The following is a 349-nucleotide window of genomic DNA, read 5'->3' as shown; positions in this document are numbered from 1 at the left end:
GATCGGATCGAGGGGAGCTACGCCGTCGCCGCGGTCATCGGCGGCAGGGAGGCGGTGTACGCGGCTCGAAACGACTCACCGCTGGTGGTCGGCGCGAGCGATTCGACGCAGTACCTCGCGAGCGACGTGCCGGCGTTCCTGGAGTTCACCGACCGTGTGGCGTACCTCGAGGACGGCGACGTCGTCCGGGTCACGCCGTCCGGCTTCACCGTCACCGACGAGCGCGGCGAGCGCGTCCACCGCGCGACCGAGACCGTCGACTGGGACCCGCAAGACACCGGGAAGGGCGGATACGACCACTACATGCTCAAAGAGATCAACGAGCAGCCGACCGCCCTCGGCCGATCGG

The 349-nt window shown here is 69.3% G+C and carries 1 pseudogene; it reads left to right on the top strand.

What is annotated here, in order from left to right:
• A pseudogene (locus EXE44_RS18665) lies at positions 1–349 on the top strand (glutamine--fructose-6-phosphate aminotransferase); the annotation flags it as partial.

This window comes from Halorubrum sp. SS7 (assembly GCF_005435055.1).
Lineage (GTDB): Archaea > Halobacteriota > Halobacteria > Halobacteriales > Haloferacaceae > Halorubrum > Halorubrum salinarum.
This window is presented reverse-complemented; position numbering and strand designations above follow the sequence as displayed.